This window comes from Salipiger sp. 1_MG-2023 (assembly GCF_030547555.1).
Taxonomy (GTDB): domain Bacteria; phylum Pseudomonadota; class Alphaproteobacteria; order Rhodobacterales; family Rhodobacteraceae; genus Salipiger.
The window spans coordinates 1-26,082 of record NZ_JAUOQN010000061.1 but is presented as its reverse complement, the minus strand read 5'-3'; the positions used below and the strand labels follow the sequence as shown (position 1 = coordinate 26,082).

The window sequence follows — 26,082 nt, the reverse complement described above, 5'->3', positions numbered from 1 at the left end:
GGATGACACCCGTCCAGAAACTGAAAATGGCCGCATAAATTCTACGACCAAGCCCCCGTAAAAACGGGGGGATTACCAAGGCAGCGTCGATGAAATTAATCAACGTCCTCGGGCGCTACCGGCGCACGCCAGGCCATGTCCTTGTCGACCCACCCTCTCACAGATGCAAGCATGTCCTGCCGGGCAATAGATCAACAGAGATCGCCGCTTCCTTAGGGAGGCATTTTAGCTCGACCAGTAGGTTGTGCGGTAACCAACGGGAAGTGCCTTAAGCATGCAGCCCCTGTAACCGCATGAAATCGAAAAGTAAAAATTCCATCTTTCGAGCTGTGCAACAACGCCACGATGAACCAAAAATCCTCCGTTAATCATATCCTCAAATCTGTCCCAAAGGTGCTGACGTCAGACACAATCCCTGATGTAGGCTCGCCTCTCCGCGGGCGTCCGGAGCGCTGAGCCCCCCATTGGAAACTCGACCTCAAGCTCTTGGCGTCCTGCCAGTCGCCCAAAGGCGGCGATCCGCGTTTCATACTCTGTCATCAGTTCGGTCGCTGCCACGCCCTCGTCGAGGGCACCGACTTTGGCCTTCTCAACCCAGATGCGGATCAGGTTGTGGCGGCGGCTGAGCGCGTGGAGCGTTTCGCCGCCATGATACTCGGGGACTACCTGGCATTTGAATTCGGTGCTGTGGCTGCGGCGCCCTCTGGGCATGGGTTATCTTCCTCTGAATGCCCGCTACGGGTCAGTTCAACCGATCCGACGGGTCCATCCGCAAAGGCGCACTCCGCTACGGGGGCAATTCCACTCTGGTTTGACAACGTTGTCATGTTGACCTGGAACTCGCCGGTTCGTGCCGTGCCGTCGGCATTGTAGACCCGGGCATAGGCATCGTAGCGCTCGGTGACCGCGCCGCCGCCTGAGTGGCACCATCTCACCACGAAACCGCAATCGTCGAGCGTGGTAATGATCTCGGCATAGGCGCCATCAGTGGAGGCGCTGCCGGTGGTCTCGGTGACCATGAGGCCGCCAGTCAGGGCGGCGCCGTCCTCGTCATAGACCCGCAGCCGGATATTGGCGGTGCTGCCCTTCGACTACGTGATCATCCAGTTGCCCCCGGCCAACCCCGTGACCGTTAGCCCCGCGACGCTAGGATAGATCTGATCGTTGGCGATACCGGTGCTGAACAGTCGCTCCCTGCCGACCTTTTCGCCACCCGCACCAGCTTCGGCGGCTTGCGCGTCGGCATCCCGCCGAGCCATGTGCCAGATTTGGCCGAGGCATGAACATGCCGCTTGATGATAACGCTGTTCGCCCCGATGGTCAGCAGCCGCCTGAGGGACTGGTTGCCCATCCCTTGCCCGACACTGCACCCCGCAGGCATGTCAAGAAAGGGTTGTCGTCGCCCCAAGCCGTTGTTTGCCTCCGGTCGAATGCTGACGTGGCGTGAGGCCGCGCGTCACGCCTGAGGCGTGGTTTCGGCCCCACGCATTGATGGCCCGAGTCCTCTGCCGGATCAAAAGCGCGCGAAACACCATAGCCGCGCCTTGGGTTTCCTCGCTCTTTACAGGCACGAACCCGTGCTGCGTATTTTACCGATCCCCCGGATCATTTTCTCGATGCGCCAACGGTTTCAAGCCTCGCAGATTGTCTCGGCATCGTTTGTCAACTTGCGCAGCCGCACTGCAGCTACGGGTCTTCTCACCATCGTTTTTCTGGCGCTCCATGAGGGGTTTCACGTCGGCGGGCGGGACCCGTCTCAGCTCGTGACCCAGCTTGCCGATCTGTCGGCCCCAGAACTGGGCACCCCTGCAAGCTTCGATCGCGGCAGTGCAGATCGGGAATTGGTTGAAGATCAAGATCACGTGCTCTCTTCCCAGCGCCCTGCGCAGCACCGCCCGGCCCGAGGCAGGAGCCCCGTGAACCGGGCACACAGTCTTCGCCAGATCGAGCCCGACCGGTACAATCTACGACATGACCGGTGTGGATCGTCGCAGGCCCACCTTGGCACATCGATGCCGTCGGGGGCAGTCACACCATCAATGCCGACCCTGCGCCGCAGTTTTCCCGCCAGCGCTGCGCCCGCCACCTGCAAAGCAGCGGGCTGGGACGCACTTTGCATTATCAGCGCACCTCAAGCATAGGCCCAGCGTCCCACAGCCAGCTGCGCGCGCCGCAATTGTGCAGAAAAAATGTCGGCGGCCCCTTGCGCCCGCTCACATCTCAGCGCAAAATCGTGAACAGCCGGTGACTGCCGCGCCGTTTTTCGAAACGCGCGCAGCGATCCCCACGCCACATCTCGCAGTGCCTCTGCCGTGCAGAGCCGACGGGATGCCCTCACTGCCAAGAAGTCCTGATCGGGGCGCAACGTAATCCCGTTGCGTCAGACAACGCCTCGATCTGCGGAAATCGCTGGTTCCAACCGCCAGAATAGCGACCCGATCCCGGGCCGCTGTTTTTCGCGTGGGCACCCCGTAAATACCTGACTTTATTTGTAAATTTACCACATTCATAACTTGAATTAACGGAACGCCTCTGCCCGGATTGAACGCGTGCTTCGGCCCGCTACAAGCAGCCTCAATCGCCAGCTAGCGCCAGCATGCAATCCTGAAAATCGAAAGGGCAGTGCATGACATCTGCACGTGCGCGGCTGGCGAACGGGTCAGCCATAATGCTTTGCACCATGGCCTGGTCTGGCGCGGCTCTTGGTCAGACCGTCTCGACCCAAGACGGCGGATCGTATGATCTGGGCACCATCGTTCTGACCGCCGAAGAACAGATCAAGCAGGCGCTTGGCGTGTCGACCATCACCGAAGAGGATCTCGAACGCCTTCCGGTGGTCAATGACGTGGCCGAGATCATCCGCAAGATGCCCGGCGTCAACCTGACCGGCAGCTCGCCCTCGGGGCAGCGCGGCAACCAGCGTCAGGTCGACATTCGCGGCATGGGGCCGGAAAACGTGCTGATCCTGATCGACGGCAAGCCGGTGCTGTCGCGCATGGCGGTCAAGCAGGGACGCTCGTCCGAACGCGACACGCGCGGCGACACCAACTGGGTGCCCGCCGAAATGGTGCAGAGCATCGAGGTCATCCGGGGCCCGGCGGCGGCGCGCTATGGCTCGGGCGCGGCGGGCGGCGTGGTGAACATCATCACCAAGGCCCCGGACGAAGATCTGCTGCAGATCGGCACCAGCTTCGAAATTCCCGAAAGCTCGGATGAGGGCGCGACCCAGCGCTACAACCTGCTGTGGGCCAAGCGTCTGAACGAAGATTTCGCGCTGCGGTTTTCGGCGAACTACAACAAGACCGATGCCGACGACCCCGAGGTCAACGCGGATGAGGCCACCTGCGAAGACGATGGCACCGGCACCGAGGTCTGCACCTATGATGCGGGCAGCGAAGGGGTGGTCAATGAGGATTACACCCTGCGGCTGGATTGGGCACCGACACAGGCCAACAGATTCAACCTTGAACTGGGCTATTCGCGTCAGGGCAACATCTATGCCGGTGACACGCAGCTGGGCAGCCGCACGACCGAAGGCAGCGAGATTTACCAGCTTGCCGAAGACGGTGAAGAAACCAACGTGATGAAACGCGGCACCTTTGCGTTGACCCACAATGGGTCTTACGCTTGGGGTGAGACGAAAAGCTATCTGCAATATGAACGCACCGACAACAGTCGCCTTGGCGAAGGCACCGCCGGTGGGGGTGAGGGCACCATCAACACGACCGAGGATTGGGAAACCGCGATCCTCGAGGCCGTCACCGCCAAATCCGAAGCCTATGTGGATCACAGCACATGGGGTCGCCCATCGGCGCTGACCTTCGGGGCCGAGCTGCGCTGGGAACGGCTGGACACCAGCGATTACGATCAGTTCTCTTCGATCCTGTCCGATGACGGCAGCTTCGATTCCTCGACCGCCGGCGATTTCACCGAACAGACGACCTTCGGCCTCTATTTCGAAGACAACATCCAGTTCAACGACCGGCTGACGCTGACGCCTTCGGTGCGCTATGATTTCGCCGACACCTTCGGCGGTACCTTCTCGGGCGGGGTGAACGCGTCCTATGCGCTGACATCGGAATGGACGATCAAGGGCGGCATCGCGCAGGCGTATAAAGCCCCGACGGTCTACCAGCTGTCGGATTCCTACGTATACACCACGCGCGGCAATGGCTGCCCCTATCCCTATGTCGGGGACGGGCCGTGCTATGTGCTGGGCAATTCCGATCTGGATCCCGAAACCTCGATCAACTCGGAAATCGGTGTGGCCTATGTGGGCAACAACGGCATCAACGCGACGCTGACCTATTTCCACAACGATTACCGCAACAAGATTCAGGCGGGCACCGAACAGATCGGCACCACCTCGGTCAGCGGCAGCGATGCGCGCTTGTACCAGTGGACGAACATCCCCGAATCCGAGGTGTCGGGCCTTGAGGGCAGCTTTGCCATGCCACTCAGCGATCGGGTCGGCCTGTCGGTCAACGGCACCTACATGATTTCGTCCAAGCAACGGCTCAAGATCGACGGCGGCACCACCAGCGATGGCGACACCTACGAGTCCATCGACATCGAGGTGCCCCTGTCGCTGGTGCCGGATTACACGATCAACGCCGCGCTCGACTGGCAGGTGAACGACCGCTTCACGCTGATCCCGTCGCTGACGCATTATGGCCGGATCAAAGCACCGGAATACAGCAGCTACAGCGGCTATGCCACGGACGAAGATCAGGATCGTGATCCCTATACGCTTGTCAATCTTGGCATGACGTATCAGTTCGACAACGGATTTGATTTCAAGGCCGGGGTTACCAACGTGTTCGACACCAGCATCCTGCGCTCGGGCGAAGGGGCGGAAACCTACAACGAACCGGGCCGGGGGTATTACTTCGGCCTGACCAAGACGTTCTGATCAGAACGTCGACGAACACCGCCCGGGGGGGGTCCCTCATGCCTCGGGCGGTGTTTCAGCAATGAACGAGCCACCAGATGTCCCAAATGCTTGCGCGCCTTGACGCAAAGCTCGCCGCCGCCGAAGAACGGATCGCCGCCGCGCTTCTGGGGGCAGCGCTGTGCTGCTTGCTGGCGGGGGCGGTGATGCGCAGCCTTGGCCGCCCGCTGATCTGGGGCGACGAGCTGGCAGTGCTGGCGATGGTGATCGCGGCCTTCTTCGCTGGCTCGGCGGCGATTGCGCGGGGCGCTCACCTGACCGTGGATGGGGTGCTGCGGCACCTGCCGCGTTGGGCGCGTCGCGGGGTCGATCTTGTGTTGGTGGCGCTGCTGCTGGGGTTCTTCTATTGCCTGTGGGTCTGGCTGGACCCGGTCGGGCTGATCGCGGCGGGATCGGGGGCGCAGCTGGCGCGCGATGCGGGGAATTTCACCTATACCGAACCGACGATGACGCTGGGCGTGCTGAAGATCTGGTTCTGGCTGCCGATGCTGCCCGCCGCGCTGGGGGCGCTGTTTCACGCGCTTGTCCGGGTGCTGCGATGCTGAGCCTTGCCACTTTCGCGCTGCTGATGGCGCTTGGCCTGCCCATCGCCTTTGCGATGATCGCGGGGGCGGTGTTGCAGATCGTGCTTGGTGGCAACGGCGTGCTGCTGCTGAGCCTGCCGCAGCAATTGTTTCAGGGCATGGAAAGCTATGGCCTGCTGGCACTGCCGATCTTCATCCTGCTGGGCGAGCTGATGAATGCCAGCGGCGCAGGACGGCGGCTGTTCACGCTGGCCGGGCTGGCAACGGGGGGGATGCGCGGCGGGCTGGCGCAGGCGGTCCTGATCGCCAATGCGCTGATGGCGGCGGTGCTGGGATCGACCGTGGCGCAGATCACCCTGATGTCGCGCCTTGCGGTGCCCGAGATGGAGCGCGCCGGCTATCCCCGCGACGGCGCCGCCGCGCTGACCGCTGCGGGCGGGTTGCTGGCGCCGGTGATACCGCCCTCGATGCTGCTGATCGTCTACGGCGTGATTGCGCAGGTGCCGATCGGCGATCTGTTTCTGGCCGGGATCGGACCGGGTCTGGCGCTGCTGGCGGTGCTGGCGGCGATCACCGCGGTGCACAACCGCCAGCGCGCCGCACCCGCGCGCGCGCCTGCCGCGCGCACCCTCGCCGAGGCGCTGCCTGCGCTGGCCATCCCCGCCGCGATGATCGCCGCCATCCTCGGGGGGCTTGCCACCGCGCCCGAGGCCGGGGTCGTCGCTGTTCTGGCCGTGCTTGCGGTGGGCTGCCTGATCTACCGCGAGATGACTCCCGCCGCGCTTTGGCCAGCGCTGATCGCCACCATCCGCAGCAGTGCCTCGATCCTGCTGCTGATCGCCGCTGCGAGCCTTTATGCCTGGGTTGCGGCCTGGGAAAACCTGCCGGCGATGGTGGCGGCGCAGCTGGCGGCTGTGTCCGACAACCCGCTGATCTTCCTGCTGCTGCTCAACCTGATGCTGCTGGGGCTGGGCATGGTGCTGGACCCGATTCCAGCGCTTATCCTCGTGGTGCCGGTGCTGTTGCCCGTGGCCACGGATACCTATGGCATCGACCCGGTTCACTTTGGCTTGATCGCCTGTCTCAATCTGACCATCGGGCTGTTGACGCCGCCCGTGGGTGTCGGCCTATATACGGCAGCCATGCAGACCGGCGTTTCCGCCGGTCGCCTGTCGCGGTTGCTGCTGCCTTACCTTGGCGGCGCGCTTGCGGTGCTCGCCATCCTCACGCTTGTGCCGGGCCTTGCGCTTGGCCCCCTGACCCTGTTGCAATGACCGGAGGCGCCATGCACCGTTCCCTGATCCTTGGCCTGCTGCTGCTGGCGGCTCCTGCCAGCGCCGAGCAATACCGCCTTGGCCTGATCACCCCGCCTCCGCACCAATGGACCATAACCGCAGAATCCATCGCCGCGCAGATCAAGGATGCCACCGATGGGCGGGTCGAGATCCTCGTGATGCCGTCGGGCCAATTGGGCAACGAGGCGCGGATACTGCAACAGCTACAGACCGGCGCCATCGATTTCGCCCTGCTGACCTCGGCGGAATTCGCCAACCGCAGCGATGATTACGGCGTTTTCTATGCGCCGTATCTGGCCAAGGACACGCAGGATGCGGCGCGGCTGCTGCGCGGCGAGGTGGCCGGGGAATTGCTGGACGGCATGGGCGATTTCGGCCTGCACGGGCTGGCCTGGGGCATGGCGGGGATGCGACAGGTGGTCACCACTGGCGAGGTGCATGAGGCCGCGGATCTGGACGGTCTGCGCATCCGCACCGTACCGCTGGCCCCCGAGATGGCGTTCTGGAGCCTGCTCGGCGCCGCGCCCACCCCGATGCCGCTGCCCGCGCTTTACGATGCCTTTGCCAACGGGCAGGTCGACGCCATGCAGATCGACCACGAGGGCACGTGGAATTCCGGCTATTACAAGAACGCGGGCACCATTCTGGACTCGCGGCACATGATCTTCCCGATGGCCGCCGTGGCCTCAAGCCGCAAATGGCAGAGCATCGGCGCAGACGACCGCGCCAGCATCAACGCCATCTTTAAGGCGCAGATCGCCGCCATGGTCGATCTTTACGGCGAAATCGACGCGATCAACCTCGCCCGGCTGCGCGAGACCGATGTGCCGGTGATCGAGGTCGGGCGCGACTGGTTCGGCACGGCGGTTGATGACTGGTACACAGAGTGGCGCGCGAAAACGCCGCTGCTGGCACGGCTGGAGGCCGAGGCCGCGCAATGAGACTGCTGGTGCTGATCCTGATGCTGCTGCCACTGGGCGCTGCTGCGCAACCGTCGACAGACCCGCTGGGACCGTCGATCCTTGCGACCGGCTCGACGGTGGTCGACACCGACAGCTTTGATCTGCCCGGACCGGATGGCGCGTCGATGCCCTATCGGATCGGCATTCTTGTCCCGAAAGGCCCGGTGCCCGAGGGCGGCTTTCCGGTGCTCTTTGCGCTCGACGGGCAGGCGGTGCTGGAACTGCTGAGCGATGACTTCCTTGGCAGCCTCGATGCGCCATTGCCGGTGATCGTGACGCTGGGCTACGACACCGACCAACGCTTTGCCGGTGATGCGCGGACCCGCGATTATACCCCCGCCAGCGCCGATGGCAGCCCGGTGGCAGACCCGCGCGGGCGCCCGGGGGGCGGCGCGGCGACATTCCTGTCGCTGCTGACGGACAAGGTCGTGCCCGAGGTACAGGCGCGCGCCAGCATCGACATGAGCCGCAGCGCGCTTTGGGGCCATTCTTACGCGGGGCTGTTCGTGCTGTATGCGGCGGGCGAGGCATCGTCCCCGTTTGCGCGCTATATCGCGGCAAGCCCGTCGCTGTGGTGGGACAATGGCAGCTTTCTGACGCGGCTGAGTGAGCGCGTCGGGAACTGGCCGCACCGCGCGCTTGACGTCCACAAGGGCGAACTTGAACGTGAGCGCGCCAGCAACCCCAGCAATGCCAACGCGCAAAAGCTGGTCAGGATGCGCGCCGCCTTGCCCGAGGACGCGCTTGGCAACCTGAATGCCAGCCTGCGCGCCGCCGACGTTCCCGGCAGGTACACGGTCTTTGACGGGCTAAGCCATGGCGAGACCTTCCGGCAATCGATCAGGTTTGTGCTCGAAACCGGCAGCCCTGCGACGGGCCGCCCTTAGCCGCGCGTTCGAACCCTGCGCGAGGGCTGCCGAAAGACCGGCCCTTTGCGCATCAAGACGGGGCATCGCCTGCCCCCACGGCGCTGCCCGCGCCGCCAGCCACAGCCTCGCTGCAGCCGAAGGGCAATCCTGAAATGACCGGGCACGCGGCCCGGGCTGGCAAAACACCGGGCCGCGTGCCCGGGCATGGAGACGAGATGGACATGACATATCCCACGGCAAGATGGCTGCGCAGCACGGCGCTTGGCGCAATGATGATCGCGGCGGGGGGCATGGCGCTGGCCGACCCCTTTGCCGGGCTTGGCAGCTTTGACGGGCGCATCGGTGCGTCGGGTCCGAACCGCGGCCCCATCGTTGCGGGCGGCGAAGCAGAGGTGCAGGCGCGCGGCTTTGCCCCCGGCCAGCCGGTGACGCTGCGCCAAGGCGGAGAGGCGCTGGCTGGCTCGCCCTTCACCGCCGACGACGAAGGCCGGCTTACGGCAAAACTCGCCATCCCCGCAGGCACCGCAGCTGGGGTCTATCCGGTGGTGGTCGAGATGGGCGGCGATGCGCCCTATGCGACGACCTTCGATCTGAAGGTGTCCAAGGAGCTGGGCGCGATCAATACCGACGCCTACAGCGCGCAATCGGTCGAGATCGTGCACAACCCCTATCAGGTCGCAATCGGCGATGGTGCGGTGTTCGTCACCGGCGCGGTGGGCCGCCCGCCGGTCAAGGTGTCGGAACTGGCCAAGCTTGACCCCGACACCATGGAGATCACCGCCCGCGTCACGCCCCCCGCCGCACCTGCGCGCGCGGATGGCTCTGACGGCGGCGTCTTTGCCGTCTACGGCGTTGGCGTGGCACCGGGGCAGGTCTGGGTTACCAACACCCGGCAGAACACGGTGGCGGTCTACAGCTCGGATAACCTGAGCCTGATCAAGCAGTTCGACGCAGGCACCGTGTCGCACCCGCGCGATGCCGTCTACCACGATGGCAAGGTCTATGTGACCGCGACCTTCAAACCACTGGTGCATGTATTCGACACCGAAACGCTCGAAGAGCTGACGCCGATCACGCTGACCTCTTCGCGCCGGGGGCAGGATTTTGCCACCGCAAGCCTGTCGCTCGCCCCCGAGGCGGGCAAGCTGTTCGTCTCGTCGCTGCGCAGCGACGAGGTTGCGGTGATCGACCTTGCCAGCGGCGCGCAGGACGCCGCCTGGCCAATCGACGGGTCCGACAACACCATCGGCCTTGCGGCCAGCCCCGATGGCAGCCGCGTCTATACCGTGGCGCAGGGCAATGACACGATCAGCGTCATCGACGGCACCAGCGGCGAGGTGCTGCGGCAGGTCAACGTCGGGGCCAACCCGCTGAACGCCGTGGTCGAACCACAATCGGGCAATGTCTTTATCGCGCTGCGCAACGGGCATTCCGTCGCCGTGCTCGACCCCGAGGGCGAACTGCTGGCCAATCTCGATGTCGGCTCGACCCCGAACCACCTCGCGCAGGATGGGCAGGGCAACGTCTATGTGGTCAACAAATCGGCGGGCGAAGACGACCCCACCGCCCACCAGCTGACCCGCCTCACCGCCAAGTGACGCCACGCCGGGGCCGCGCCCGTCGCGGCCCCGTCTCACCGCATGAGAGCCCCATGACAGAGCCGACGCAAACCGCCCCCACCCAGATCTGGCCCGCCGATCTTGCCGCGCGCTACCGCGCCGCAGGGTATTGGCGGGGCGAGACCTTTCCCGCCATGCTGCGCGCCCGCGCCGCCGATCACCCCGACCGCGTGGCGATCACCTCGGGCGAGGACCAGCTGACATATGGCGCGCTGAACGCCCGGGCGCGGGCGCTTGGGGCCGGGCTGTTGGCGCTGGGGCTGATGCCCGGTGACCGGGTGCTGATCCAGATGGGCAACGCACCGGGTTTCTTTCAGGCCGTGTTCGCGGCCTTTGCTGCCGGGCTGGTGCCGGTCTTTGCGCTGCCCGCCCATCGCCGCACAGAGGTGACGCATCTGGCGCGCAAGGCGCAGGCGCGGGCGGTCCTTGTGCAGGGCCGGATCGACCGGTTCGACCACGCCGCGATGATGATGGGCCTGCGCGCCGATCTACCCGGCTTGGCGCATGTGATTGTCGCGGGCGATGCGCCCGAGGGCGCGCTGGACATGGACGCGATCGCGGGCGATCCCGCCAGCCTGCCGCCCGATCCCGATCCGCAGGCGGTGGCGTTCTGCCAGATCTCGGGCGGGTCCACCGGGCTGCCCAAACTGATCCCGCGAAGCCATGACGATTATCTCTATTCCATCCGCGCCAGCAACGACATCTGCGGCATCACCGAGCGCAGCGTCTATCTCGCTGCGCTGCCCGTCGCGCATAATTTCACCATGTCCTCGCCGGGGCATTTCGGCGCGCTCTATGCCGGGGGCCGGGTGGTGCTCTGCGCCGCGCCGATGCCGCAGATCGCCTTTCCGCTGATCGCCCGCGAGGGGGTGACGATCACCGGCCTCGTGCCGCCGCTGGCGCTGCTCTGGCTCGATGCGGCACAAAAGGCGCGGCCCGATCTGCCGACGCTGAACACGCTTCAGGTCGGCGGCGCGAAATTCCTGCCTGAAAGCGCGCGGCGGGTTCCGCCGCTGCTGGGATGCCGCCTGCAACAGGTGTTCGGGATGGCCGAAGGGCTGGTGAACTACACGCGCGACGATGACCCGAACGAGATCGTCACCGGCACCCAGGGGCGCCCCATCAGCCCCGATGACGAGGTGCTGATCCTCGATGACGCAGGCGCACCCGTGCCCGATGGCCAGCCCGGCAACCTGCTGACGCGCGGGCCTTATACCATCCGCGCCTATCACGACGACGACAGCGCCAACGCCCGCAGCTTTACCGAAGACGGCTTCTACCGCACCGGCGACATCGTGATCCGCCTGCCTTCTGGACATCTTGTGGTGCAGGGGCGGGCCAACGATCAGATCAACCGCAACGGCGAAAAGATCAGCGCCGAAGAGGTCGAAGACCTGCTGCTCGGCCATCCCGGCGTATTCGACGCGGTGGTGGTGTCGATCCCCGATGCGCGGCTGGGCGAGCGGGCCTGCGCCTTTATCCAGCCCCGCGGCGACGCGCCGAGCCCGACCGAGATCCGCAAATACCTGCGCAGCCGCGAGGTCGCCGCATTCAAGATCCCCGACGAGATCCGCATGGTCGATGGTTTTGCCACCACCGCCGTGGGCAAGATTTCGCGCCGGCAGCTGCGTGAGACGCTGCGCGCCGATGTACTTTCCGAATTGGACCCTTCCGCATGACACTGACTCTCGAGAAGATGCGCGCCGATGTGGCCGCCGCGCTGGACCTGCCCGTCGAGGAGGTGCCAAGCGATGAGCATCTTGGCGATCTCGGGCTGGACAGCATTGCACTGATGCGCCTGTTGATGGGCTGGGAAGAGCTGCAGCCGACGCTGCCGTCAGAAAAGCTGTATGAATGCGAAACGCTGGCCGCGTTCTGGGATATCGCACGGGCGGCGCAATGACTTGGCGACCCCTGACCGAAGCGCAGCTTGGCATCTGGTATGCGCAGGCGCGCGATCCGCAAAGCCCGGTGTTGGTCACCGGGCAGGCGCTTTTTATTGACGGGCCGTTTGATCCGCAGGCGCTTGCCCGCGCGGTAAAGGCGCTGGGTCAAGAAGCCGAAAGCCTGTCCTTGCGTTTTCGCGATGGGCCGCAAGGGCCGCAGCAGCGCCTTGAGCCGGACGGCGCGCCAAGACTGGTGCAGCGCGAGACAAAGCGCGATATCGACGCAGCGATCCTGTCCGAGGCGCGCGAGCCGATGGGTCTGCAAACCGGGCCGGTGGCGGGGGTCACGCTGTGGCGGCTGAGCGCGCTGCGGCACGTGCTGACGCTGCGCATCCACCACATCGCCGCCGACGGGCAGGCGATGGTGCAAGTTACCCGACGGCTGGCCGCGCTTTACGCAGCACAAATCGGGGGGCAAATCGGAACGCAGCTGCCGGGTGATCCGCTCACCCCCTTTGATCGCGCCATCGAAGATGAGGCGCGCTTTGCTGGCGCGCCCGCCCGCGCCCGTCAACGCGCCTGGTGGCACGAGCAGCTACAGGATCTGCCCGCCATCGACAGCATGGGCCGCGGCGCAGATGGCGACGGGCGTTGGTTTCAGCGTGCCGAACGGCCCTTGCCGCAAGCCACTGGCGCCGCGCTGGAGGCGCTGGCCACGCGCGCAGATGTGCATTGGACCGATGCGCTGAGCGCACTGGCGGGGGCCTTCATCGCCCGCCATATGCCGCAGATCGCCACCGGCGAGACGCAGGAGATCGTCCTCGGCATTCCGCTGCAAAACCGCATGGGCCGCGTCGCGCGCACCGTCTCGACGCAGGTCAACGTGCTGCCGCTGCGCCTGACGTTGGATGAGGACGCGCCGCTTGCCGATTGGGTCGGGCAAGTCGGCGCCGGTCTGGCAGCGATGCGCCGCAACGGGCGCTACCGGGGCGAGGCGCTGGCGCGCGAGCTTGGCCGCATCGGGGCGGGGCGGCGGCTTTGGGGGCCGCTGATCAATATCCTGCCCTTCGATGCCTGCCCCGCGCTGCCCGGCTGCAAAACAAGGCTCAAGATCCTTGGCGCGGGCTCGGTCGACGATCTGACGCTGTGTTTCCGGGGCGATCCGAAAACAGGGCTGCTGGCGCAAGTCGATGCCAATGACGCGCTTTATACGGCGCCAGAAGTCGAGGCGCTGTGCGACCGACTGACCGATTTCCTGACCCGCGCCGTCGATGCAGGCAGGCTGGCCGATGTTGCGACGCTGACCTCGGCGGAAACCGCCCGCCACATCATCGCGCGCAACGACACCGCCCATGATGTGCCCCGCACCACCCTGCCCGCGCTGATCGAGGCGCAGATGCGCGCCACCCCCGACGCCCCGGCGCTGCTGTTCGGCGACACCCGCCTTTGCTACGGCGAGCTTGATCGCCAAAGCGCCGCGCTGGCTCGCCGGCTTGCCGGGCGCGGCATCGGGCGCGGCGATATCGTTGGTGTGGCGCTGCCGCGTTCGGTCGATCTGCTGATCGCGCTGCTGGGGGTGCTGCGGGCGGGGGCGGCCTATGTGCCGCTTGATCCCGAAGACGACAGCGCCCGGCGCGCGGCGATGATCGCCCGCGCCGCCCCCGCCGCGATCCTTGCCGCGCCGGGCAGCACCTTTGGCGATATCCCGGTGCTGCAAGCGTCCAGCCCCGGCGCCGAAACCACGCCGCTGCCGCCAAAGCCCGACGATCCGGCCTATGTTCTGTTCACCTCCGGATCGACCGGCGCGCCCAAGGGGGTGGTCATCACCCATGACGCCATCGTCAACCGGTTGCTGTGGATGCGCGATACCTACGCCATCGGCCCCGGCGACCGTATTTTGCAAAAGACCCCGACCACCTTCGATGTGTCGGTATGGGAGCTGTTCATGCCGTTCCTCAGCGGGGCGACGCTGGTGGTCGCGCCTCCCGGCGCGCATCGCGACCCGGTGGCGCTGGCCGGGCTGGTGCGCAGGCAGGCGATCACCGCGATGCATTTCGTGCCCTCGATGCTGGAGCTGTTCCTCGATGCGCCCGCATCCGACGGTCTTTGCATTCCGCGCGTCTTTGCCAGTGGCGAGGCCCTGCCCACCCGGCTTGCGCAGCGCTTTCACACCCGGATCAAAGGGCGGCTGCACAATCTGTACGGTCCGACCGAAGCGGCGGTGGATGTCACCGCGCAAGAGGCTTTGGCGCTGGCGCAGGGCGCTTCGATCCCCATTGGCCGCCCGGTCTGGAACACCCGCACCTACCTGCTGGATGCGCGCCATCGTCCGGTGGCGGACGGCGTGCCGGGGCGGCTGTTTCTGGCGGGGCGGCAGTTGGCGCAGGGCTATCTGGGCCAGCCCGACTTGACCGCCGAGCGTTTCCTCCCCGACCCGTTTCAGGCCGGGCGCATGTATGACACCGGCGATATCGCGGTATCGGATCATCAGGGTGTGCTGACCTATCAGGGGCGCGCCGACGGTCAGGTCAAGATCCGCGGCATGCGCATCGAACTGGGCGAGATCGAGGCCGCGTTGCATGCCACCGGCCTTGCGGCGCAAGGCGCGGTGATCGTCGATGAGGCCCACGGGCAGGCCCGGCTGCTCGCTTATGCCGTGCCGCGTGCGGGGGCCGATGCGTCGGCGATCCGCCCGGCGCTGGCAGACCGGCTGCCGCTGGCGCTGATGCCCGCGCAGATCGTTCTGCTCAGCTCGCTGCCGCTGACCCCAAGTGGCAAGCTTGACCGCAAGGCGCTGCCCAAACCGATCGACTCCACCTTTGGCCGCGCCGCGCAAAGCCCCGAGGAAACCCTTCTGTCCGGGCTATACGCCGAAATTCTCGGGCTGACGGCCCCCGCGAGCGCGGAGATCGATTTCTTCAGCGCCGGGGGCGACAGCCTTGGCGCTGTGCGGCTTTGCCTGCGCATCGAAGAGGAAACCGGGCGCGATCCGGGTCTGGGCGCGGTGCTGGAAAATCCGGTGCTAGGAGATCTGGCGCGGCGGCTGAGCGTGCCGACGGAACGCGACGATGGCACCGGCCCCGTGTTGCACCTTGGCGCGGGCGGCGCACCGCTGTTTGCGGTGCATCCGGCGGGCGGGCTGGCGTGGTGCTATCGCGCGCTCGCCAAGGCCTTGCCGGGGCGCGCGGTAATCGGGCTGCAATCGCCGCTGCTGCACGACAGCCCCGCGCCCGACAGCCTGACCGCCATGGCGCGCAGCTACATGGATCGTGTCGACCAGATCCAGCCCGACGGGCCGCTGGATCTGCTGGGCTGGTCGCTGGGCGGCATCATCGCCCATGCCATGGCCGCCGAGGCCGAACGCCGAGGCCGCCGCATCGACACGCTGCTATTGCTCGATGCCTACCCTTCGGAGTGCTGGTGCGCCGAGCCGGAACCGGACGAGGCCACCGCGCTGCGCGCGCTTCTGGCCATCGCGGGCTTTGATCCCGAGGCGCACCGTCACCTCGATACCCGCTCGGCGATCATGGGGTTTCTGCGCCGGCACGGGCACCCGCTGGCGCAACTGCCGCAAGCGGTGCAAGACGGGGTGATCCGCTCTGTCCGGGCCACCAATGCGCTGGTGCGCAACCACCGCGAGCCGCGCCTGCGCGCGCCGCTGACCCATGTCACCGCGCTGCGCGATCAGGCGGGCAGCGCCCGGCACGCGGCGCTGTGGCGCCCCTATGCGCAGGGCGTGACCAGCATCGAGCTTGATTGCCACCACCCCGACCTGATCGCGCCCGAGACCTTGCGCGGCTATGTCTCGCACCTGCGGCCCCTGCCGAAGCCAAGCTTCGCGCCGGGCTGAGCGCGCAACAACATGCGAACACCGGGGTTCGGGATTGCCAAGTTGCTGTTCGTGGCTTTTAAAGCTCTGGACATCGGGCGATCACGCCGCCACTTCGGCGGTATAATCGGCCCAGAGGCTGAACCCGTCGCCTCGAGCGTGGCGGTATGATGGGCATTGCCAACTTTCTGAAGCCCCTGGGGGCGTCTAGCGTTTTGGCATGATGATAGCAGCTGAGATGCCGTGCCTGAAAGGCTATCGTTTTCCTCGTGAAGCCGTGGCCTACGCGGTGTGGGCCTATCATCGCTTCGCGCTCAGCACTGAGGACTTCGAGGATCTTCTTGCCGAACGCGGTGTAGCCGTCAGGGGGGAAACCGTGCGCAAATGGGTGAACCGGTTTGGTCGGCATTTCACCGATTGCATCAAGCGTGACCGCCCCGCTGCTGCCGACAAGTGGCATCTGGACGAAGTCGTCGTTCCGATCAACGGCGCGAAGCAGTGGTTGTGGCGAGCGGTGGACGCGAATGGGGATGTGCTGGATATCCTTGTGCAACCACGCCGAAATGCCAAAGCCGCCAAGCGTTTCCTTGCCCGGCTGATCGCCCGCTATGGCAAGCCGCGTGTCGTCGTGACTGACAAATTGCGCAGTTACATCAAACCGATCCGTGCTCTCGGGCCTGAAGCCGATCACCGGGCACATAAAGGACTCAACAAACGCATAGAAGGGTCACACCGACCAATCCGGAAGCGAGACAAGGTCATGGGCCGGTCCAAAACGATCCGGCAGGCGCTAAGGTTCCTCGCGGCCCACGATCAAATCAATACAATTTTCAGACCTCGTCGCTTTCGCCTCTCCACCGCCTCATACCGCCATGCAGGATCCGATGCCTTCGGCCTGTGGCACAACTATGCGCTCGAAATGACCGCCTGACACAAACACCCCTGGCGGCCGTCTCATGCTGATGCCGTCAGGTTGGCAATCCCGAACGAACAGACAGGCCAGCTTGTGGAAGCTGGCCTGCCTGGAAAAGGCGGTTATTCAAGCTATCTGCTTCGAAGCGCCACACTTATTGTGTTGCGATGGCGTTGGTCATGATCTGCGTTGCTTCCTCGACCCATTCCGCGCCGCCGATATCGGCCGCGAACTGAGGCCACAGGGCTTTGGCCGCTTCCTGCCATTTCACCTCGTCTTCAGGTGCGCCGGTGAGGGCCATACCGAGTTCGACCAGCTTTTCCTTAGCGGCCTCAGTCTCTTCCGCCGAAACCTCGCGCTCGTATTGAGCGGCCTCTACACCGGCCTTGTCGAGCGCCTGTTGCAGGTCCTCGGGGAGACCCTGGTAGAAGCGCTCGGAGACGATGATCGGGCCGGACCAGATCAGGTAGTGAATCTCGGTGATATACTTCTGCACTTCGTAGAACTTCGAGGAGATCGCAGTGGTGTAGGGATTCTCCTGACCATCGATCACCCCCTGCTGCAGCGCCGGAAAGACCTCGGCCCAGGCCATGGGGATCGGATCGAGTCCCCAGGACTTGAAGGTCTCGATGGCGATGTTGTTCTTCGAGACCCGGATCTTGAGGTCCTTCAGGTCGTCCATGGTCTTGACCTCGCGCTCGCTGTTGGTGAGCACGCGGAATCCCTTCTCGAAATAGCCCAGCACCCGCACGCCCGCCTCCTTCGGAAGACGCTCGTTCAGCGGATCCTTCAGCGCGTCCATGGCGGCGTGGGCCTCTTCGTTGGAGGTGAAGGCATAGGGCAGCATCATTACGCCGACCGAGGGGGCCAGTGGCACGAGGTTGCCGGTGTAGAGGATCTCGGCCTCGATCGAGCCCATGCGCAGCGCCTGCGCCACTTCCTGCTCCGAGCCAAGCTGGTTCGACGGGAAGATCTGCACGTCGATGCGACCATCGGAGTACTTCTCGACGAGCTCCTCGAATTTCAGCGCCCCTTTGTGGGTCGGGTTGTTCTCGTTGTCGCCATGGCTGAGACGCATGGTGTAGTCGGCCGCCAGCGCGGGCATGGCCACCGACAGCGCGAACACGGCCGTGGCAAGGGTCTTGGTGAACAGTTTCAATGTAGTCTCCTCCTGATGACGTTCAGCTTATGAAGCCCAGCATCCTGGGCAGCCAGAGGGTGAGCTGGGGCACGAAGGCAACCAGCACCATCACGGCGATCTCGGCGCAGAGGAACGGGATCGAGGCCTTCGACACCTTCTCCACGGTGGTCTCCCCGATTTCCGAGGCGACGAAGAGGTTCACCCCGAGGGGCGGCGTCGAGTAGCCGATCTCGCAGGCGATCACGAAAATGATGCCGAACTGGATCGGGTCTATCCCGACATTGGCGACCACCGGCAGCAGCAACGGAGTCAGGATGATGATCTGTGTCAGCGTCTCCATCCACATCCCGATGAAAACGAGCATGAGCAGCACCAACAGGATCAGCATGGTTGGATCCGATACCGCGTCGATGAGGAAACCGGAAACCTGCTGCGGCACCTGGAACATCGACAGCATACGACCGATGATGCGACCGGTGACCAGCACCAGCATCACGGTGCCGGTGATACGCACCGCATACACCACTGCGTCGACGAAGAGCGACACGCGGATCTCACGGTAAACGAAGATGCCGACGAACAGCGCATAGAGCACCGCCACAACCGAAGCTTCGGTCACCGTGAAAATGCCGGTGTAGATGCCGCCGAGGATCAGCACCGGCGCCGCGAGCGCCCATTTCGCTTCCCATGCACTGCGGCCGATGTTGTGCAGGCTGCGGGCCTCGACATCACCGGAGCTGTAGCCGCGTTTGACCGAAATGAAGCGGCTGGTGGCCCAGAGTGCCACTGCCAGCAGCAAGCCCGGGATCACGCCCGCCACGAAGAGCGCGCTGATCGAAGTCTCCGAGGTGATGCCATAGATGATCATCGGTATCGACGGCGGGATTACCACGCCGATACCGCCAGCCGACGACGTGATGGCTGCGCCGAAACCCTTGTCGTAACCATCCTTGATCATGGCCGGGATCATGATCGAGCCAATGGCTGCGGTGGTGGCCGGGCCTGAACCCGAGATTGCAGCAAAGAAGGTGCAGGCGACGATGGTGACAGTGGCAAGTCCGCCCGGCGCCGGGCCGACGATGGAGCGAGAGAAGCCGATGAGCCTTTGTGTCAGCCCGCCTTTCTCCATCAGTGTGCCGGCGAGGATGAACATCGGCACGGCGATGATGGTGAACTCGTCGACTGCACTGTAGGCGGTCTGCACGAGGTAGGACATGGGCATGTTGGCCGAGGCCATGGCGAGCACCGCCGCCAAGCCGATCGAGATGCCGACGGGTACGCCGATAAGCAGTAGGACGACAAAGGACAGCGCCATAAGGAGAGTCGGATCCATGATCTTATTCTCCCATCCGCGCGTCGGCCGGGCCGTCGCCGGTGCGCCAACGGCGCACCATGACCTGCACGATGCGGACGGACATGAAGGCAAAGCCAAGCGGCACGATCATTTGGACCCACACCAAGTTGATGCCGGTGGTCTGCGAGATGTAGGGAAATTCAAACATGGAGACGGTGAACCAGTAGCCGTGCCAGATGACGACGGCGTTGAAGACGAGCCACAGCAGGTCGGCGAGAGTCAGCATCGCCAGCTTCCACTTCTGCGGCAGGAACTCGAGGTGCAGCGAGACGCGGATATGCCGGTCGCCTTCGGCGGCGATTACGAAGCCAAAATAGACCGCCCAGACAAAGGCGAAACGACTCACTTCCTCGAGCCAGCTGAACGAGCGGCCCATGCCGAAACGGGCAATCACCTGAAAGCCTAGCAGGCCGACCACGGTCGTCATCAGGATCGCCCCGAGCCATTCTTCGGGCGTGCGCCCACCCAGGACCTTACGCATTCATCCTCTCCCTTAAGAATTCCTCGATCCGGGCGCGACGCGTGGCCGGCGTGGCGGCCGCGAAAGCACGGATCCAATGGGCCGTGGCAGCGGCGAAGTCCGGGTCGGTCCGCAGTCGCTCGGGCCAGATGGGCTGCGCCAGAAGTGCTCGAGCGAGATCCTCTGCACTGCCCCCGTGACGCGTCCTGAGCGCGGCAAGATCTGTTGCCATCGGGTCGGAGACCGTGACACCGCCACAGTCAACCTGGCCATCGCCCACCTGAAGCGCCCAACCCGCAAGCACCATTGCCTGCGCCTCGGCCCGGGCGCCCCGAGCCAGGAGCTCCGCCGCTGGGGCGCCGATGCGCTGCGGCAGCTTGAAGCTGGCATCGCTGGCGATTTGGTTCAGCGGGTGGTGAATCGTCGGGTTTTGAAGCCGGCGCAGACTGGTACGGCCATAGATTTCCAGATCCTCGCCCTCTGGGCAGGTCAGTGTGTCAGACTGCGAGGCGAGGAACGGCACCGCCCAGGCGGCAAGCACTGGATCGGTAGCCGCCCCGTGCGAGCCCTCGTGGCCACACAGCCGGCCAAGCTCGGCGTAGGCCGACTGCAGCCCGTTGAGCAGCCGGTGTTTCATGTGTTCGTAGGAGGCGAGGTCGGACGTCACCTGTACACCCACATGCTCAAGTGCCGGTCGTGACGCGGCGAAGCGGTCCTCGATCACCCATTGCCTGAACGGCTCTGCCACCACGCCAAGCGTATCCGCGCATCCGCAAGCCACTTCGAGCCTGGCGCGGCTGGCGTCGGACATGGCGGGTACGATGCGGTCGACCATCGACGTCGGGAAAGCGACGTTTTGCGCCATCCAGCGCGACAACTCCGGAAAGGCGCGCGCGGCGTAGTCGGTCAGCACCGCGCCGAGCAGTACGCCGTTGTCTGGAACATTGTCGCAGCTCGCCAGTGTGATAGGCCCCTGCCCCGCGCGCCGGCGCCGCTCGAGCATCCATGCGAGGTAGCCGATGGCGGTGCGTGGCGTCTCTGGCGTCGCCAGATCCGCTACCACCTTGTCAGGGTCGAGCTCCGTGGTACCGGAGTGGTGGCAGTAGCCCTTCTCGGTGATGGTGAGGGTTGCGAAACTGATCCCGGCCCAGTCCAATCCGGGGGCAGAGGCGGCGTCGTGCAGTTCCAGCAGCGTGCCGATAGGACGGCAGGTGGCGCCATCGCCATCCTCTGTCAGTACGGAGTAAACCCCGCCCTGTGCCGCGTGACGCTCCGCGAGATCCGGTGGCGTGAGGTTGACGCCGACGACGCCCCAATCGCCGCCCGCGCAGGCGAGATCGTCGTAGTAGCCCTGTTGGTGAGCGCGGTGAAACGCCCCAACCCCGAGATGGGCGGCATGCGACCTCAGCGCGGCCCGGTTGTAGGAAAGCTCCCACATCATCAGAAATGCACCATGACCTTCAGGGTCTCGGCCTTGTCGAACGCGCGCTCGAATACCGCCTCTGGCGCATCCAGTGACAGATCAGCCGAGATCATCGGGCGCAGATCCACCTCGCCAGCCACGATCTGTCGAACGGCCTCAGCGAATTCATTGATGAAGCGGTAGGTGCCAACGAGAGTGATCTCACGCGTGAGTAGTTTCGCGAAGTCCACTGGCGCCTTCGGCGGCAGGAACCCGACCTGCACCACCACGCCACGGGGTTTGCAGGCGGCAATCGCAGTGCTGAGCGCAGGCGCAGCTCCCGAGGCCTCGAAAACCGCATCGCACCGCTGCGCCTCGGTCAGCGCCGCAATTGCCGCGGGATCTGCGGCATCAAAGACCTCGTCCACACCGAGACCGCGGGCGCGCTCCAGCGCCGCAGGAGCGATGTCGCTCATCAGGATCCGAGCTGCCCCGGCCGCACGCGCGGCGGTGGCGCACATCTGACCGATCACGCCGGCGCCGGTGACCAGAACTGTCGCACCGGCAAGATCGCTCGCCATCGAGATGGCGTGCAGCGCAACCGCGTATGGCTCGGCCATCGCCACGTGGCGCAGGTCGGCAACCTCGGGAAGCCTGATGCACCGACGTGCCTCGACCACGAGAGCACTGGCGAAGCCACCATCGCAATGTGGGAAGCGCGCAGCGCTGCCCATGAACGACATGTCAGTGCAAAGATTGGTCAGGCCCCGGTGGCAGTAGTCGCAACGTTGGCAGGGCAGCGCGGGGGTCACGGCGACCTTGTCGCCCGGTGCAAAGCCTTCGACACCCGCCCCGGCCTCGTCGACGACGGCGGAGAATTCATGCCCGAGGACCATTGGCCCGCGCAACACCGAGTCGCCGACGCGACCGTGCTCGAAATAGTGCATGTCCGAACCGCAGACGCCGCCGAAGGCAAAGTTCAGACGCAATTGGCCAGGCCCCGGAATCGGTTGTGGCTTTTGTTCGATGCGGACCTGCCGAGCACCGTGAATCACACAGGCTTTCACGTCTTCCCCCTCCCTTCGCGCTAAAAATATGCGCTTGATGCGGGGCGTTTTAGAACATAACGTTTATAAACTAGTCAATATGGAATTTTCATTCTAAAAGTAGCGAGCCAGCCGGAGGAGACCCAAGCCCGTGCCATCAGACAGTGACAAAAGCCGACCTGTGACCGACTACGAGAGCCTGCGGGACAAGATTGCCGCAGCCTATGACGATCTCAGCAAGCGCTTGAAGCTGATCGCGGATTTCGCGCTGCGAGATCCCTCGGCCGTGGCCCTGCGCACCGCAGCGACGCTCAGTGACGAGATCGGCGTGGCGCCCTCAGCCATCGTCCGCTTCGCACAACAGTTCGGCTACTCCGGCTTCTCCGAAATGCAGGCGGTGTTCCGCAGTGAACTGCACGCCAGCGCCGGGTCCTACCAGGAACGCATCCGCAACCTCGAGAAAAGCGGTGCCGCCGTGGACACCGCAGAGATGACCGAGCGCTTCGTAGAGGCCGGTATAGCGTCGCTGCGCGACCTGCAGCGCGCCGCCCCTGCCGACAAGATCGAGGCCGCCGCGAAACTGCTGGCCGAAGCGCGCATCGTGCATGTCCTCGCTCAGAAACGGACGTTCACCGCGGCCACCTACCTTGCCTATAACCTCGCCCGTCTCGAAGTCCCCGCGAATCTGCTTGACGGGATCGGTGGCACGTTGGCCCAGCAGATGGTCACCGTCGGCCCCGAGGACGTGGTCGTCGCGATTTCGTTCCACCCGAGCGCCGAAGAGACCATCGCCGCCTTCGAGCGCGCCCGTGCCGCCGGGGCGAAGACTATCGCGATCACCGATCTCGCGCGCGCTCCCTTCATTCACGCCGACAGCTGGTTCCAGATCTCGGAGGCCAGCGTAGACGGCTTCCGTTCGCTCAACGCAACGATTTCGCTCGCGCTGGTCCTGGCCATTCGCGCCGGGACGCTCTGCGCTGCCAAGTCCACCAAGGAAGACTGAGGAAACCCATGTCCACCCTGCCCTCGCCGCAATATGACGTCATCACCATCGGCCGCACCTGCGCGGATCTCTACGCCGACCAGATCGGCTGTCGGATGGAGGACGCTCGCAGCTTTTCGAAATACATCGGCGGCTGTCCGACCAATATTGCCGTTGGCGGAGCCCGGCTTGGCCTCAAGACCGCACTTCTGAGCCGCGTCGGCGATGACCAGATCGGCCGTTTCGTGCGCGAGACGCTTCAGGCCGAGGGCGTCGAGACCTGCGGCCTTGCCACCGACCCGAAGCGCCTGACGGCCATGGCCTTTCTCGGCATCGAGGACGACCGCAACTTCCCGCTGCTCTTCGTGCGCACCGACTGCGCCGACGCCGCGCTGAGCGAGGACGACATCGACCCGGACTTCATTCGCTCGGCCCGCGCCATCGTGGTGACCGGCACGCATTTCTCGAAACCCCACCTCGAGGCCGCCTCGTTCAAGGCCATGGGCATCGCCCGCGAGGCCGGGCGCAAGGTGGTGTTCGACATCGACTACCGCCCCAACCTCTGGGGATTGCTCGGCGCCGGTCAGGGCGACATCCGTTTCGTCGCCGATCCAGAGATCACCGCTCGCGTGCAGCGCATCCTGCCCGGCTGCGACGTGGTGGTGGGGACCGATGAAGAGGTTCACATCGCTGGCGGCTCCACCGACACCCGCGAGGCGCTTCTGAACATTCGCAACGTGTCGGGAGCGACCATCGTTCTCAAGACTGGCCCCAAAGGTTGCCTGGTCTTCCCCGATGACATTCCCCAGAATCTCGAGGACGGCATCTCGTCACAGGGCTTCCCGGTCGAGGTGTTCAACGTGCTGGGTGCAGGCGACGGCTTCATGGCAGGCTTCCTGCGCGGATACGTGCGCGACCTGCCGATCGAGGAATGCTGCCGCATTGCCAACGCCTGCGGCGCGCTGGCTGTGTCACGCCACGGCTGTGCCCCTGCCTACCCGAGCTGGGAGGAGCTGCAGTTCTTCCTGTCGCGCGGTGTGATCAACCCGCGCCTGCGCGAGGACGCCGATCTCGAGCACGTGCACTGGGCCACCAACCGTCGCGGCGTCTGGGACGACGTCTGTGCCTTTGCCGTCGACCATCGCTCGCAGCTCGAGGCGATGGCAGCCGAGTCCGGCGCCGATCCTGCCCGCATCGCCGCCTTCAAGGAGTTGGCGCTCGACGCCATGCTCGAGGCGCGCCGCCCCGGCATGATGCTCGGCACGCTGCTCGACAGCACCTACGGCCGACAGGCGCTGTTCCGCGCCGAGCGCGAGGGCATGTGGATCGGGCGCCCGGTCGAACTGCCCGGCTCGCGTCCACTGAAGTTCGAGGGAGCCGCCTCGCTGGGCGGCGAGCTGGCCTCCTGGCCCGACGATCACGTGGTGAAATGCCTCGTCTTCTACAACCCCGACGACCCCGAACCCCTGCGCCGCGAACAGATGGACCAAATGCACCGCCTTGCTTCGGCGGCGCGGCTGACCCGGCATGAATTCCTGCTTGAGATCATCACCACCGCCGAAAGTACTGCCGGCGAGATCGCGACCGCGCAGGCAATGCAGCAGATCTACGATGAGGGTATCCGGCCTGATTGGTGGAAGCTTGGCGATCAGAGCGATGCGGGCTGGGCTGCAGTCGGCGAGACCCTCGAACGCAACGACCGATGGTGCCGGGGCGTCCTGCTGCTGGGTCTCGACGCACCAGCCGACGTGCTTGCCCAGAGCATCACCCGTGCGGCGCGCTCATCGCATGTTCGGGGCTTCGCCGTAGGCCGCACGATCTTCGGCGCAGCGGCCCGAGCCTGGCTTACCGGCGACATCGACGATGTCGCGGCGAAGGCCATGATGCGCGCGCGCTTCGAGCAGTTGATCGACTGCTGGCAGGAAGCGCGGCGGGCAAAGGCAGCCTGATAGTGAGATGGGATTGCCAACTTGACGGTAGCAGCATGAGACGGCCGCCAGGGGCAGACCACTCTCAACGAGCCCGGTCGTCTGCCTGAGCGCCATGCCTAACAGCACCGTCATCGTAAGGCAGGTCTGGATCGCTACATCGCTATCGTCGGGCTGGCGACTACGCTTGCCGGTCGGCGCGGCCTGCCAGGTCACGACGGGATCAAACCAACCTCTCACACATGCAAGCATGTGCTGCCGGTCAGCGAACCACGGCGCTTGAGCGCCTCATTGTAGGAGGGTCAGCTCTTGGTCTTGTAGACGGCCGGTGTGGGCTCGCTCATGCCACCCGTCTACTATGCTCGATTCAAGAGATGAATCCCTTACAGGTTTTATGCAACACGTGTAACCGCCCCAAGCGCAAGAAGTATTTTAGCGCTGATTTTGGCGCGTCATCGGGTGCTGACATGTGTCCGGCCTCATGATGCGGCGTCACACTTGCCGCGGGCCCGTATGGTGTTCGAAGATCGGGTCCAGATCAAAGCCGCGTGCTCTCAGGCACTCTGTTGCACACTGGTTCTCCCGATCCCGTCTCACGACGATTGCGCCAAACTGCTCTTTGCCCCTCTTTCGCTCCGACGTCCTCGCGACCCTCACGGCTTACGCCGCCGTGGCCGGAGCCTTGTAGACACCACCGCGGGCCACCCCTTGCCCGGCAGGCGCATGCACAGCATGCTGCCAAGAGGGGGGCCCAAACGATCCGTGCCAGTCGTCGCCCGGCAACACATGCGGAGCATGTGTGAGAGGGCTGTTTGCCAGCGCCACCCGCACCAGCATCGGTGGCTTGCGGGACAGCATTCCGCTCAACCACGTGCCCGGCTTGGCGGCAGCATGGACATGGCGTTTGATGATGACGCTGTT

18 protein-coding genes and 3 pseudogenes are annotated in these 26,082 nt (G+C 65.0%); 12 read left to right on the top strand and 9 right to left on the bottom strand.

Annotation, left to right across the window (positions count from 1 at the left end):
• Window positions 1–662 precede the first annotated feature (662 nt).
• Both Q4543_RS20490 and Q4543_RS20485 read right to left on the bottom strand, forming a co-directional pair.
• Window positions 663–1,019 (bottom strand): hypothetical protein, encoded by a 357-nt coding sequence (locus Q4543_RS20490; RefSeq protein WP_303441401.1) that lies wholly within the window; start codon window positions 1,017–1,019, stop codon window positions 663–665.
• A gap of 191 nt (window positions 1,020–1,210) precedes the next feature.
• Window positions 1,211–1,964, bottom strand: a pseudogene (locus Q4543_RS20485) (hypothetical protein); the annotation flags it as partial.
• Between the two features lie 662 nt (window positions 1,965–2,626).
• Here Q4543_RS20485 and Q4543_RS20480 point away from each other — a divergent pair.
• From Q4543_RS20480 to Q4543_RS20435, 10 genes are all read left to right on the top strand, one after another.
• Window positions 2,627–4,912 carry a FepA family TonB-dependent siderophore receptor gene (locus Q4543_RS20480; protein ID WP_303441399.1) on the top strand — a complete coding sequence of 762 codons (2,286 nt, stop codon included), beginning with the start codon at window positions 2,627–2,629 and terminating at the stop codon, window positions 4,910–4,912.
• Window positions 4,913–4,989: 77 nt separating this feature from the next.
• A complete protein-coding gene (locus Q4543_RS20475; RefSeq protein WP_216006070.1) occupies window positions 4,990–5,496 on the top strand; it encodes a TRAP transporter small permease in 507 nt (168 codons plus the stop codon).
• On the top strand, window positions 5,490–6,749 hold the full coding sequence (locus tag Q4543_RS20470) for a TRAP transporter large permease (protein WP_303441396.1): 1,260 nt from the start codon (window positions 5,490–5,492) through the stop codon (window positions 6,747–6,749). The genes Q4543_RS20475 and Q4543_RS20470 overlap by 7 nt, the downstream gene beginning before the upstream one ends.
• An 11-nt stretch (window positions 6,750–6,760) precedes the next feature.
• Window positions 6,761–7,711: a TRAP transporter substrate-binding protein gene (locus Q4543_RS20465; protein ID WP_303441394.1), complete on the top strand. Its 951-nt coding sequence runs from the start codon at window positions 6,761–6,763 to the stop codon at window positions 7,709–7,711.
• Complete coding sequence (locus Q4543_RS20460) at window positions 7,708–8,619, top strand: alpha/beta hydrolase (protein ID WP_303441393.1); 912 nt, start codon at window positions 7,708–7,710, stop codon at window positions 8,617–8,619. The genes Q4543_RS20465 and Q4543_RS20460 overlap by 4 nt, the downstream gene beginning before the upstream one ends.
• 203 nt (window positions 8,620–8,822) lie before the next feature.
• Window positions 8,823–10,199 carry an ATP-binding protein gene (locus Q4543_RS20455; protein ID WP_303441392.1) on the top strand — a complete coding sequence of 459 codons (1,377 nt, stop codon included), beginning with the start codon at window positions 8,823–8,825 and terminating at the stop codon, window positions 10,197–10,199.
• Window positions 10,200–10,252: 53 nt separating this feature from the next.
• Entirely contained in the window at window positions 10,253–11,899 is a 1,647-nt protein-coding gene (locus Q4543_RS20450; RefSeq protein WP_303441390.1) for a (2,3-dihydroxybenzoyl)adenylate synthase, read from the top strand.
• Window positions 11,896–12,123: an acyl carrier protein gene (locus Q4543_RS20445; protein ID WP_216006076.1), complete on the top strand. Its 228-nt coding sequence runs from the start codon at window positions 11,896–11,898 to the stop codon at window positions 12,121–12,123. Before Q4543_RS20450 ends, Q4543_RS20445 begins: the two co-directional genes overlap by 4 nt.
• Window positions 12,120–15,956 carry an amino acid adenylation domain-containing protein gene (locus Q4543_RS20440; RefSeq protein WP_303441388.1) on the top strand — a complete coding sequence of 1,279 codons (3,837 nt, stop codon included), beginning with the start codon at window positions 12,120–12,122 and terminating at the stop codon, window positions 15,954–15,956. The genes Q4543_RS20445 and Q4543_RS20440 overlap by 4 nt, the downstream gene beginning before the upstream one ends.
• Before the next feature lie 199 nt (window positions 15,957–16,155).
• The gene (locus Q4543_RS20435) at window positions 16,156–16,866 is read left to right on the top strand and encodes an IS6 family transposase (RefSeq protein ID WP_303441386.1); all 711 of its coding nucleotides are present in this window, start codon (window positions 16,156–16,158) and stop codon (window positions 16,864–16,866) included.
• 136 nt (window positions 16,867–17,002) lie between these two features.
• On the opposite strand, the gene Q4543_RS20430 is transcribed toward Q4543_RS20435, so the two are convergent.
• Genes Q4543_RS20430 through Q4543_RS20410 form a run of 5 tightly spaced genes read right to left on the bottom strand, consistent with a single transcriptional unit; the run spans window position 17,003 to window position 22,194 of the window.
• Window positions 17,003–18,007 (bottom strand): TRAP transporter substrate-binding protein, encoded by a 1,005-nt coding sequence (locus Q4543_RS20430; protein WP_303441385.1) that lies wholly within the window; start codon window positions 18,005–18,007, stop codon window positions 17,003–17,005.
• Between the two features lie 22 nt (window positions 18,008–18,029).
• The gene (locus tag Q4543_RS20425; RefSeq protein ID WP_303441383.1) at window positions 18,030–19,322 is read right to left on the bottom strand and encodes a TRAP transporter large permease; all 1,293 of its coding nucleotides are present in this window, start codon (window positions 19,320–19,322) and stop codon (window positions 18,030–18,032) included.
• Between the two features lie 4 nt (window positions 19,323–19,326).
• Window positions 19,327–19,824 carry a TRAP transporter small permease gene (locus Q4543_RS20420; protein WP_303441381.1) on the bottom strand — a complete coding sequence of 166 codons (498 nt, stop codon included), beginning with the start codon at window positions 19,822–19,824 and terminating at the stop codon, window positions 19,327–19,329.
• On the bottom strand, window positions 19,817–21,244 hold the full coding sequence (locus Q4543_RS20415; RefSeq protein ID WP_303441379.1) for a mannitol dehydrogenase family protein: 1,428 nt from the start codon (window positions 21,242–21,244) through the stop codon (window positions 19,817–19,819). Before Q4543_RS20415 ends, Q4543_RS20420 begins: the two co-directional genes overlap by 8 nt.
• The gene (locus Q4543_RS20410; protein ID WP_303441377.1) at window positions 21,244–22,194 is read right to left on the bottom strand and encodes an L-idonate 5-dehydrogenase; all 951 of its coding nucleotides are present in this window, start codon (window positions 22,192–22,194) and stop codon (window positions 21,244–21,246) included. The genes Q4543_RS20415 and Q4543_RS20410 overlap by 1 nt, the downstream gene beginning before the upstream one ends.
• Before the next feature lie 238 nt (window positions 22,195–22,432).
• On the opposite strand from Q4543_RS20410, the gene Q4543_RS20405 reads away from it, so the two are divergent.
• Window positions 22,433–23,254 carry a MurR/RpiR family transcriptional regulator gene (locus Q4543_RS20405; RefSeq protein WP_303441375.1) on the top strand — a complete coding sequence of 274 codons (822 nt, stop codon included), beginning with the start codon at window positions 22,433–22,435 and terminating at the stop codon, window positions 23,252–23,254.
• A gap of 8 nt (window positions 23,255–23,262) precedes the next feature.
• Window positions 23,263–25,182, top strand: a complete 1,920-nt coding sequence (gene iolC / locus Q4543_RS20400) for a 5-dehydro-2-deoxygluconokinase (RefSeq protein WP_303441373.1) — start codon at window positions 23,263–23,265, stop codon at window positions 25,180–25,182.
• 48 nt (window positions 25,183–25,230) lie between these two features.
• Here iolC and Q4543_RS20395 read toward each other — a convergent pair.
• Window positions 25,231–25,505: pseudogene (locus tag Q4543_RS20395) on the bottom strand (transposase); the annotation flags it as partial.
• Window positions 25,506–25,971: 466 nt separating this feature from the next.
• Window positions 25,972–26,082: pseudogene (locus Q4543_RS20390) on the bottom strand (IS110 family transposase); the annotation flags it as partial.